Below are 11,040 nucleotides of genomic sequence, written 5' to 3'. Positions count from 1 at the left end.
GGCCTGGGCGCAGCCGGCGGCCGGCCCACCGAGCTCATCGTCCGCGCAGGCCGTCGTCCTGGCCGCGGCCGATCCGGCCAACCCGTTCGGTGCCGCGCTGCCCTGGCCGACCCGACCGGGGGATGACGCGGACGGCGCCGCCGGCCACCGGCCGGGGCGCAAGGCGAGCGCGATGGTCGTCATCATCGACGGGGAACTCATCCTCTACGTGGAACGCGGGGGCCGTTCCCTGCTGTCATGGACCGAGAACGACCATCGGGTGGCCCCGGCGGTGGAGGCGTTGGCCCGCGCCGTGCGGGACGGCCGGCTCGGCAGGCTCACGGTGGAGAAGGCGGACGGCCAGACGATCGTCGGCAGCACCCTGGGTGCCGCCCTAGAGCGCGCCGGTTTCCACCCGACCCCGCGGGGCCTGCGGCTGCGGAGCATCAGTTCCGAGAGCATCAGTTCCGAGAGAAGGAAATGAGACGGGCACGTCCGCGGGTGAACGCTCCCTCGGCAGCCTTGAGACTGATCTCCAGATCCACGGCCGCCTCCCGGGTACTCTTCCCGGCCGCCCGAGCCATGATCACCTCACGCTCCCGGCCCTGCAGTGCCCCGGCCCGGGCCAGCAGCCAGCAGGCTTCCGCACGGTCGCAGACGGCGTCGTCCGGGGCCGGCTCCCACGGCTGCAGATAGCCGCGTACGACCGCCCGCTCCGCGCGCTGACGAGCTCTATGATGATCAATACACAGACGTAGCACCGTCGTCGTCAGAAACTGCCCGATCCGGCTCGCGTCGAGATCCCGAAATCCGGCGGCGCGGATGAATGCCTCGTGTACACAGTCCTCCGCGTCGGCCTTGCTCGGCAACCGCCTACGGGCTATGTGGATGAGCCGATCACGATGCGGGAGCATCAGCGACCAGCGCTGCTGGCTGTATGGCCGGTCCAGCTCGACCACGGGCGCAGCGGATACAAAATCAACCGAGGGCGTGTCCCCGGCAGGGCATGTCACGGCTTGCTCCACCTGTCATGCTCAGACCGCGCCACCCCCCAGCACGATCGCCTACCTTCCCGGAGCGCGCCAGCACCGAGAATCGCGATGTGCCTTGGTCAGTTGGACCCGCTGCTTGCCAGAACAGCGGACTAGGACAAGGCGGACATTACCATCCGCTCTCACGTGAGCCAGCAGCGGCATATCCCGGTGGGCGGCGTGCCCGCCCGATCGATACGCACCGTGTTATCGCCCGGCTGTGATCCGAGCTTATCGCGAGCCGCATTGGCGCCATCAACCGGTCAGTACACCGCCAAAACGGGCGAGAGAATGACGTTCTGCTTCGTAAGCCCTCATGGAGCCACTCGCCGCCGGTCACTGTGGGTACACGAAGGAACTGGGCGGAACGTCTCGACGACCTACCCGATGGCGCTACCCGGTCTGGTACACGACACCTGATACACGACACGAGGTACGACAGCCCGTCCCCGCTGTCGGGTGCCATCGAAGATTTTAGTATGGCATCCTATTTTCGGTATAGATTTCAATAGGAAGCCAAAGGTTTTAGTAGCTGACCCGGTTTGGTGACGGCACGGCGCGGTGCAGGCCCGGAGCGGGAGCCGTTCAGGTGCGACTGCGTGGGTGTCGGGGTGGTGGGCCGGTGGGTCCAGAAGGTGGCGACCGCCCCGGTGGCGATGCCCGGTTGTTCGCCGGGTGCCGGTGGTAGCGCGATCGGCTCGGGCTGGGTGACCAGCCACCGGGTGAGGTCGATTCAGGTCTGGGCGCGGCGGCGCACTGGTGTGTCCGGGGCCAGCCGGACGACGAGGTGGTCGCGGGGCAGCGGGTACACCGCGTTGGAGCGGTGATGCAGCAGCTCCGCGCCAGTGGGGGTCGACCCCGAAGACCCGCCAGGCATCGCGCAGCACCGGCAGGCCGGGCAGTCCGGAGTCCTGGCGTGCGGGCAGGGCCATCGACGGCTACGCCGCCGTGGTAGCCAGCGCCCTGCGGATGTGCTCGCGCAGGTCGACGACCTCGGGCTACCTGTTGTGCGGGGCGGCCACGGTGTCCAGCACACGCAGCCGGGCGTAGCCGCGGGTGGAGGACAGCCCCGTGATCGCGTCCACCGCGGCGTAGCCGGTGGCCACTGCGGCGTCGAGATCACCGGCCTGGAACTGCACCGAGGCCAGCGGGGGCAGGATCACCGCGCGGCTGCGTTCGTACTCCGCGCCGTAGCCGGTGGCCGCCGTGGTCAGCTTCTCGATGGCCTCGGGCGCGAACTCCGGGCGGGTCAGCGACAGCAGGTACAGCGAGTGCCCCTGCTGGGGGTGATCTCCGCCTCGTTGACGAACCACGCCCACGGCGGGGTCGTGGCCGGGTCGGCGGCAGCGTAGGTGTCCTGGGCGTTCCCGATGGCGCGGCGGGTGGGTTCGGGCTCACCGAGGGCGGCACGGCACCACCCGAGCACGGCGGAGATGTAGCCCTGAGAATTCGTAATGAAGTAATTAATGCAAGCCAATATGCGTCTTCGCAGGTCACGGGCTCGCGAGGACCCCGAAGTGAACAAGTTATTTCATTCCGAATCCTGAGTGATCGTGCTGACCGGGTGGCTGCGGTTGGCGGCCGTGGCCGAGGCAAGCTGGACCAGGCGCAGCGCCTCACCCGCGCGATCGGCGTGTTTGGTCGGGTCGAGGCCGTGCAGGTGAGGGCCTGGTGTGCCATGTCCAGCAGCACGTCTACGGCGAGGTCCGGGGCGCGGGGGTGGTCGTCGGCACGGCGGGCGGTGTCCAAGGCGTAGGTCCACAGACGGCGTGCGGCGTCGTGGTCCTCGACGTCGTAAGCCATCCACCCGGCCATGCTGGCCAGCTCGGCGACCGCGACCAGCAGCCGAGTTCGGACCTCCGGTGCGCAGACGGCGTCCTCCAGCCGGCGCACCTGGTGCAGTTGCGTGATGGCCGCAGCGCGGCACAGCCCGCCGCCGTGGGCGAAGTCCGAGCGGCGGAATCCGTCGGTGATCGCCTCGATCGCGTCGACATCCGCGGCGCCGATGCGGGGCCTGCTCACCGGTTCGACCTCACCGGGCAGTAGCGCGCCCAACCGGGCCAGCTCGGGATGCAGGCTCGATCCCAACGTGGCGGCTGTGACCAGGGTGAGGAAGTCCCTGCGCTCCAACCAGCTCACCTCCTCCTGTGCCACCACGCTACCCGGGTCCTCGGCCGGGAAGCCGAGCAATCGCGGTGGGATGCGCAGGCGGGTGGCCAGACGGGCAGCCAGCTTGACGTGGGTCAGCCGACGCTCACCCCCGCTCCACAGCCGAAACCCGGGACTGGGACAGATCCAGCAGGTCAGCGAGCTGGAGCTGGGACAGCCCGGTGTGCTGACGGACTGCGGCGAACACCGCGCCGAAATCGTAGCGGGCCAGCGCGGCGCGCAGGTCCGCGTCCTCGTAGAACCCGTCCGGGATCGGCTTGCGGAACCCCGCGGCGCGGGTGCACGAGCCGCACATCCGGTCGGTGGCGGTGGCCAGCACGGTGCCGCAGAACCGACAGCGTTGTCGTCCTGGACCAGTCATGGCTCGCCTTCCGCTCCCGAACGGTGTTCGCGCAGGTTCACAGCGTAAACCCCAGCTCTTACCAGTCGGTCGTGTCGAGCCCGCGATGTCAAGCCCCAGTGGGGCTAGCACCGCTGGGGATCGGAAAGGCCGGTACGGACCGGGATGGTGATGGACATGGCCACGCCGCTGACGATGACCGACCAGGCCCCACCTAAGCCGATCCCCGCTGGTCCGCGCCGCTGCGCGGGTGGGGCCGGACTCGTCAACGATGGGGACGGCGGCGGCCGACGCAAGCGCCCGGTGGCCCGACTCGGAGCCCCGACCTGGGTCGGGCCACCGGGTTTCCATCCCGGTGCCGCCCGCCGGACGCCCACTGATGATCTTCCCCACCGGCGGCGGTCGGCGAGGTGCTTGCTCGTGGCCCGCGGGCGTGATCGGGGTGCGGTCGCTGATGGAGGAACGGACGACGGCGCGGCCCACGGGACCGGTAGCGGGATGGTGGTGGGGCACCAACTGGCCCGGCGGCACCTTCTGTGCCGGCCGCGCCCACGTGGTGCATCCCGCCCAGCCCGCCTCCGGGTTGTGCGGGCTGCCGGTAGACGACGTGTGGGAGCGGCGCTCGCCGATGCCAGAGCACCTGTGCCCGGACTGCTGTGTGCTGGCGATGGCCACCTCTTACCCGCCGTTCCCGCCATCCCCAGCGCCCCCGCTGCCGCACAGGCCGGAAAGCATCGGCAGGCCGCTCCCGGCGCCCGAGGCACCGGCCGAGAAGACAACCCCGCTGCCCGCCGGCCAGATCCACCTCAACGACCTCATGGTGCTCCCTGGCCGCGGCGAACTGTCCTCGGTCATCGGAGTCTGGCCGTGCTCGGACCAGCACACACGCCTGCTGTACGTGTGCACCGCCAACGGCGACTGGGCACACCGGCGCACGGACAGCCCGCTGCTGCGCGCCAGCATCCGCTCCCCGGCCGGCCGCAGTCAGCCGACCCGCCGGACGAGCACGCAACAGGTTCCTGGCCTGGAAGTCCTTGCCCCGCAATGCCTCCACCGCCAGGTTAAAGAATATCCACCCGTCAACAACGAAAGGTTCACCATGACCGCAACCCTCGCCACCGAGACCCCGACCACGCCGCCCCCAGCCACCGAGGACCCGTTCGCCCTCGACGTGCAGATCATCACCGACGTTCCGCCCGGCCATCCGCTGGCCGGTTGCAAGGGCAACACCGACGACGGCTGTGACCTCACCTGCGCGTCCGCGTGCGTCACCGGCGGCGTGTGAGATCCGCTGCCCGGATGCGCGGCACCGGGGCCGGGGGCGACGTCCTCCGGCCCCGGCGCTGCCCCACTCGCCCGATCTCGACAGCCCTTGGAAGACCCGATGCGTGCCAGCGACAGAAAGCCGCTCTACCGACACGTCGACGTCGCGTTGCTGCGGGCCGCAGCAACTCCGCTGACCGACACCGTGGACTCCTGGCCCGACCTGACCGACATCGGCGGATGCCGGCGTTGGCTGGAGGAGATGTGGTCCCGGCCCGATCTCGCCGGTGCCGTGCGCCAGGCCAGCCCGTCCCTGGGGGAAGGCGTCGACGCCGTCCGCGCCGGGCATGTCGTGAGCGACAAGCAAATCCGCAGCGCCACCCTGTCCACCGCGCGGTACCTGTTGCGCAGCATCGGCCGCCCCACCCCGTTCGGTCTGTTCGCCGGTGTGGCGCCGGTGGTCTTGGGAAGGACGGCCCAGGCGGACTGGGGCGAGGAGCATCGGGGCGTGGCTCGTGTCAACACCGGGTGGCTGGCCGACATCATCGCTCGGGTCGAACGGTGCCCCGAACTGCTGGAACAGCTCGATGTGGTGGTCACCGACCTCGCTGTCCGCCGCGGCGGGCGACTCGAAGTACCGCAAGGGCCGAACAGGGTGACCATCCGCTACACCCGCGCGGTCGCGGCCGTCCACGACCTAGCGGCAACGCCGGTCCGGTTCGGGGCGCTGATCGACATGCTGGCCGAGGACTTCACCGCCTCCCGACCCACCCTGCGGGGCATGCTCACCGAACTCGTCTGGCAGGGCTACCTGCTGACTAGCCTGCGTGCCCCGTTCACCGTCACCGACCCGTTCGCCTACCTCATGGACCGGCTGCGCGACGCCGACGCCGTCTCCATCTCGGACATCGCGCCCCTGGTTGGTGACCTCGACACCATCCTGGCCGAGTTGCGCCACCACAATCACGAGGTGACCACGCGGGCCGAGCAGAGCCGTATCCGCGCGACGGTCACCCGCCGGATGAGGCAACTCTCGCCGGAGGGCCGCACCCCGCTCGCGGTGGACCTGCTGCTCGACTGCGCGGTTCGGCTGCCCAACCAGGTCGCCCAGGAGATGGAGCGGGTCGCCAGCGCGCTGCTGCGCGTGACGCGGCAGCCGACCGGCGAAGCAACCTGGCGTGATTACCACTCTGCCTTCGTCGACAAGTACGGCACGGGCACGATGGTGCCGCTGGCCGAGGTGCTGGACCCGGATGCCGGCCTGGGGTATCCGGTGGGGTATCGCGGGAGCGTGCTGCCCACGCCGCCACCGGGGATCTCCGAGCGCGACGAGCGGCTGCTGGTGCTGGCCTGGCAGGCGATGGCCGACGGCACCCGCGAGATCATCCTGACCGACGACGTGATCGGCGAGCTGACCGGCGAAACGTTCGACGACCGGTACATCCCGCCGCACGTGGAGTTGTCCGCCCGCATCCACGCCGCCACCACCCAAGCGCTGGATCGGGGCGACTTCCTGCTCACCGTCGCGCCCGCCCGCTCCGCCGGCACCCTCACCAGCCGGTTCACCCCGACGGCCACCGGGTCCGGCCTGGCGCGGGCGTACCGGGCATTGCCCGCCGCCACCGCCGGGGCGCTGCGGGTGCAGATGTCCTTCGGGCCGCTGTACCCGCACGCGGAGAACGTCTGCCGCGTCCCGGCCTACCTCGACCACGTGCTCCCGCTGGGCGAACACCGCCAGCCCGGCGACGACAGCCTGCTCACGATGGACGACCTGGCCATCACCGCGACCCGCGACCGGCTGCACCTGGTCAGCATCTCGCGTCGTCAAGTGGTTGAGCCGCAGGTGTTCCACGCGCTCGCACTGGACAAACAGCCCCCGCCGCTGGCCCGGTTCCTGGCGCACCTGCCACGGGCGTTCTCCGCCGCCTGGTACCAGTTCGATTGGGGACCGCGCGTCCGGCTGCCGTTCCTGCCACGGGTGCGCTACCGGCGCACCGTCCTGTCCCCGGCCCAGTGGCGGCTTGCCCCCGACGATCTCCCACCCGGCCAGGCCGGTCCTGGCCAGTGGAGGCAGGTACTCGACCGGTGGCGGCGTCGCTGGGACTGCCCTGACGTGGTCGAGCTCCGCGACGCGGACCGCACGCTGCGCCTCACCCTCAACGAGCCCGCCCACGCCACCCTCCTGCACGCCCACCTCAAACGGCACGGCCAGGCGATCCTGTACGCGGCCACCCCGGCGGCCGACTACGGGTGGATCGACGACCACGCCCACGAAATCGCGCTGCCCCTGGTCACCACCTGCCCCGCTGCACCCGGCCCGCTGCACGGCCTCCTACCCGCCGTGACGAACACGCACGGGCACCTGCCCGGCGCCCCGGACGCCACCTGGCTCTCGGCGAAGCTGTTCACCCATCCCGAACCGGCGAGATCGTCGCCGAGGCGCTTCCCGGCCTGCTGGCCACGCTCGACACACCCGCGTGCTGGTGGCTGCGATACCGCAGCCGACAGGAGACAGACCACCTGCGCCTGCGGCTGCGCACTACCCCCGACTGTTACGCACAGTACTCGAACGCAGTCGGGGAGTAGGAGCAGCGGGTGCGCCAAGCAGGACTGGCCGGGCGGCTGGTGATCGACACCTACTCCCCGGAAGTCGGCCGCTACGGGCACGGCGAGGCACTGGACGCCGCGGAGAACGTCTTCGCCGCCGACTCCGCCACCATGGCCGCCCTGCTGCGGCACCAGCCCACCACCGAGGTCGACCTCGGGCTGGTGGTGGCGAACATGGTAGGCATCGTCAGCGGGTTCTTCGGCGATCCCAACGAGGCGATGGACTGGCTGGCCGCCCGGCCGGCCCCGGCTGCCGCTGCGGCCCTCGACCGGGCGGTGGCCGAGCGAGCGACCCGGCTCGCCACCGACCCGGCCGGGCTGTGGTCGCTGTCCGGCTGGACCGTCGACATCGGGCCGGCGTGGGACAACCGCGCCGACGCGCTGGCCAGCTACCACAAGGCGCTGCCACCGGAGGCGAACACCGACGTGGTGCTGGAGTCGCTGCTGCGCATGCACCACAACCGGGCCGTCGGCATCAACCGGGACAGCGAACGCACCTGCCACCGCCTGGCCCGGCAAGCCGCGCTCACCTGGCGAGCCCGCCGTAGCGGTGGTGCCCGGTGACCTACACCGACCCGTACACGCCACCGCCCGAGCAGCATCCCGCACCCGGCTGGGGTCAATCCCTGGCAGACGGGGCCGCCGGGCTGGCGCTGCTGCACATCGCCTATGCCCGCGCCGGGATCGGAGGCTGGGCCACCGCCCACCAATGGGTCAAGGCCATGACCGCCGAACCCGTGGCCGCGGACACAGGCGCCGGCCTGTACCGGGGCGCCCCAGCGGTCGCGTTCGTGCTGCGCACCGCCGGCCAGCCCGTCTACACCGGCGTCCTGCACACCCTCGACGAGCACATCGCCGCGATCACTTGCACCCGCCTGGAGGCAGCGCACGAGCGGATCGACCGCGGCGAACTGCCCGCGCTGCGGGAGTTCGACCTGATCAACGGGCTGACCGGACTCGGCGTCTGCCTGCTTCAAGCCGTCCACGCCGACCCGCGCCACCCCGGCGGCGACCTGCTACGCGACGTACTGACCTACCTGGTCCGGCTGACCGGCCGGACCACCGTCGACGGGGCCACACTGCCCGGCTGGTGGACCGCGAATGGGCCGTCCGACCAGCCCGACCTGTGGTGGCCCGGCGGCCACGCCAACCTCGGCATGGCGCACGGCATCGCCGGACCGCTGGCGCTGCTGTCCTCCGCCATGATCGGCGGCATCACCGTGCCCGGACAGGCCGACGCGATCGAACTCACCGACTGGTTCCTCAACTCCTGGCGCTGCGGCTCGGTGATCATCCCCTGGTGGCCCGGCATGATCTCCGCCCGCGAATGGGTCAACGCCGCCGCCGACCAGCCGGGTCCGCAACGCCCGTCCTGGTGCTACGGCGCCCCCGGCCTGGCCCGCGCCCGCCACCTGACCGCCCAGGCACTGGACACCCCGAACAGGGTGGCCGACGCCAGGGCCACGCTCGTCGCGTGTCTCACCGACGAGGCTCAACTCGCCCAACTCGGCGACGACTCGCTGTGCCACGGCTGGGCCGGGCTGGTGCACGTCTCCCGCCGGATGCTCGCCGACACCGAACCCGGCGGCGAATTCGCCGAGGTCCTGTCCCGGTTGGAACACCGCTGGCGTCACCGCCGCACCCAGGCGGCCCGAAAACTATCGGAGGTGAGGGGGATGCTGGAAGGCGACGCCGGAATCGCGCTCACCGATCTGCCGCCGGGCACCGGATGGGACGTCTGCCTGCTCACCGTCCCGCCCACGGCCGGACCAACGCACTCGCCCGTATCCGCAAGTACATACACGGAAGGAACCGGATGACCAACGCCACCAGCACCCGCCCCGAGGACCTGCGCGAGCAGATGATCAGCAACATCCGCACCGCTGGTCACCTGCGCTCCGAGCGCATCGAGCAGGCGTTTCGGGCCGTTCCCCGGCACCGGTTCGTTCCCGCAGCCTCGGTCGAGGAGGCGTACGCCAACAAGGCGATCACCATCAAGCCCGGCGCAGACCGGCCCGCCAGTTGCATCTCCGTGCCGACCGTGGTGGCGATGATGCTCGGCCAGCTCGACCCGCAGCCCGGCGACCGCGTGCTGGAGATCGGGGCCGGGACCGGATACAACGCCGCCCTGCTCGCCGAACTCGTCGGCGACGGCGGCAGTGTCACCACCATCGACATCCACCCCGACGTCACCGACCACGCCCGCCGCGCCCTGGCCGAGACCAGCTACGACCGAGTGCGGGTGGTCACCGGCGACGGCGCCATCGGCGACGCGGACCACGCCCCCTACGACAAGATCATCGTTACGGTCGGGCCGTGGGACCTGCCCCCGGCCTGGTTCGACCAGCTCGCCCCCGGCGGTACGCTCGTGGTCCCGCTGCACTGGCGGGGCCAGGCCCGCAGTGTCGCCTTCGCCCGTCAGGACACCCATCTCCGGGCGGAAAGCAGCCAGCTCTGCGGGTTCATTCCCATGATCGGTATCGTGTCGACCGGCGAGCAGACCGGCACGATCACTGACAACGTGGACCTGTACTGGGATGCCGACCAGAACATCGCCCCGGCCGCCCTGCACGAGGTGTTCACTGGACTCGAGACCACCGTGTGGTCCGGCGCCTCCGTCGTCGCCAACGAGCCGTTCGACCACATCTGGCTGTGGCTGACCGCCACCTCACCCGGCACCTGCCGCATCGCCGCCGAAGACGAGGCCATCGAGTCCGGGGGCTGCCGCCCCGCGTTCACCTACCGCACCCCCGCGATCGTCGAGGGCGACTCCCTAGCATACCTCATCAAGCCCCGCCCCGTCGACCATCCCGGCCCGAACGGCGAACGCCGCTACGAACTCGGCGCCACCGGCCACGGCCCCGCCGCCGCCCAGCTCGCCGAGCGGCTGGTCGAGCAGATTCGCCGCTTCGACCGCGACCGCACCGCCCAGCCCGTCATCACCGCCTACTCTGCCGGAACGGCCGACGAGACCCTGCCCACCGGCGTGGTTATCGACAAGCGCCACGTCCGCATGGTCGCCACGCCCTGACCGGTCACCGCGCCGACGGCCCCCAGCATCGAGAACGTGGTGACCACGTCTGGCTGAGCAGCCTCCTGAATCGCGGATTCGTCTAAACCCCGCACCAGCTACGACTGCACCGGAGCCCGCGCCGAATACGGCGGTCCGCACTGTCAACACCTCAGCGGCCGCTGTCTGGACACCTTCATCACCAGATTCCCCTGTCCAGCTCAGCGCAGGTCCTTACTGAAATCTTCGCTGGCAACCGACACCCGGGATCACCGTCGACATCCGCGATCAACCGGAAAGTTCACGCAGAGCGGCTGCATAACTGCGCAGAGCCTCGATCTGCTGGGTCAGTCGGGCCAGGTCCGGCGAGGACGCGACCACCGTGCCCACGACCTCGCTGGCCGCTGCCAGCAGGTCGTCCAGAGTGGCCACCGACGCCGACATTCCGGCCACCAGGTCCTTCCTCGTCGCCAGGATCTCGGCTCGTCGAGCGGGATGCGTCACCGCCCGGGCCGCCCTTTCACACGCGACGACCCGCCTGGCGGTGACCCGCAGCCCGTCCACCAGATCGGCGGCGCCGGCCACGGCCGCCCGCACCGGGCCGCGGGCGGCGCCGGGAGCAAGCGTCCGGGCCATCGCGA

11 protein-coding genes and 1 pseudogene are annotated in these 11,040 nt (G+C 70.7%); 7 read left to right on the top strand and 5 right to left on the bottom strand.

Annotated features, from left to right (window positions below; translation table 11 throughout):
- Window positions 1-463 (top strand): hypothetical protein (locus AC08OT_RS14880; protein WP_476602932.1); only part of this gene is annotated, 463 nt, incomplete at its 5' end.
- Here AC08OT_RS14880 and AC08OT_RS14875 read toward each other — a convergent pair.
- The 3 genes from AC08OT_RS14875 to AC08OT_RS14865 form a co-directional block, all read right to left on the bottom strand.
- Entirely contained in the window at window positions 441-992 is a 552-nt protein-coding gene (locus tag AC08OT_RS14875) for an RNA polymerase sigma factor (protein ID WP_476593902.1), read from the bottom strand. The genes AC08OT_RS14880 and AC08OT_RS14875 overlap by 23 nt on opposite strands.
- Before the next feature lie 751 nt (window positions 993-1,743).
- Entirely contained in the window at window positions 1,744-1,887 is a 144-nt protein-coding gene (locus AC08OT_RS14870) for a hypothetical protein (RefSeq protein ID WP_476593903.1), read from the bottom strand.
- 121 nt (window positions 1,888-2,008) lie between these two features.
- Complete coding sequence (locus AC08OT_RS14865; RefSeq protein ID WP_476595078.1) at window positions 2,009-2,329, bottom strand: hypothetical protein; 321 nt, start codon at window positions 2,327-2,329, stop codon at window positions 2,009-2,011.
- 352 nt (window positions 2,330-2,681) lie between these two features.
- Between AC08OT_RS14865 and AC08OT_RS14860 the strand changes: the two genes are divergently transcribed.
- Window positions 2,682-3,056 (top strand): hypothetical protein, encoded by a 375-nt coding sequence (locus AC08OT_RS14860; protein ID WP_476593905.1) that lies wholly within the window; start codon window positions 2,682-2,684, stop codon window positions 3,054-3,056.
- Between the two features lie 208 nt (window positions 3,057-3,264).
- On the opposite strand, the gene AC08OT_RS14855 is transcribed toward AC08OT_RS14860, so the two are convergent.
- Entirely contained in the window at window positions 3,265-3,540 is a 276-nt protein-coding gene (locus AC08OT_RS14855) for a helix-turn-helix domain-containing protein (protein ID WP_476593906.1), read from the bottom strand.
- A gap of 412 nt (window positions 3,541-3,952) precedes the next feature.
- On the opposite strand from AC08OT_RS14855, the gene AC08OT_RS14850 reads away from it, so the two are divergent.
- The 5 genes from AC08OT_RS14850 to fxlM all read left to right on the top strand — a co-directional run bounded on the left by AC08OT_RS14850 (window position 3,953) and on the right by fxlM (window position 10,420).
- Window positions 3,953-4,804 (top strand): FxLD family lanthipeptide, encoded by an 852-nt coding sequence (locus AC08OT_RS14850; RefSeq protein WP_476602931.1) that lies wholly within the window; start codon window positions 3,953-3,955, stop codon window positions 4,802-4,804.
- 99 nt (window positions 4,805-4,903) lie between these two features.
- Entirely contained in the window at window positions 4,904-7,411 is a 2,508-nt protein-coding gene (locus AC08OT_RS14845; protein ID WP_476597061.1) for a lantibiotic dehydratase family protein, read from the top strand.
- Window positions 7,378-7,953 (top strand): thiopeptide-type bacteriocin biosynthesis protein, encoded by a 576-nt coding sequence (locus AC08OT_RS14840; protein ID WP_476594495.1) that lies wholly within the window; start codon window positions 7,378-7,380, stop codon window positions 7,951-7,953. Before AC08OT_RS14845 ends, AC08OT_RS14840 begins: the two co-directional genes overlap by 34 nt.
- A complete protein-coding gene (locus AC08OT_RS14835) occupies window positions 7,950-9,209 on the top strand; it encodes a lanthionine synthetase C family protein (RefSeq protein WP_476594496.1) in 1,260 nt (419 codons plus the stop codon). The genes AC08OT_RS14840 and AC08OT_RS14835 overlap by 4 nt, the downstream gene beginning before the upstream one ends.
- On the top strand, window positions 9,206-10,420 hold the full coding sequence (gene fxlM / locus AC08OT_RS14830; protein WP_476602930.1) for a methyltransferase, FxLD system: 1,215 nt from the start codon (window positions 9,206-9,208) through the stop codon (window positions 10,418-10,420). The genes AC08OT_RS14835 and fxlM overlap by 4 nt, the downstream gene beginning before the upstream one ends.
- A 267-nt stretch (window positions 10,421-10,687) precedes the next feature.
- Here the strand turns inward: fxlM and AC08OT_RS14825 are convergent.
- A pseudogene (locus AC08OT_RS14825) lies at window positions 10,688-11,040 on the bottom strand (phage shock envelope stress response protein PspM); the annotation flags it as partial.

The organism is Frankia sp. CgJB1 (genome assembly GCF_977947065.1).
This window is presented reverse-complemented; position numbering and strand designations above follow the sequence as displayed.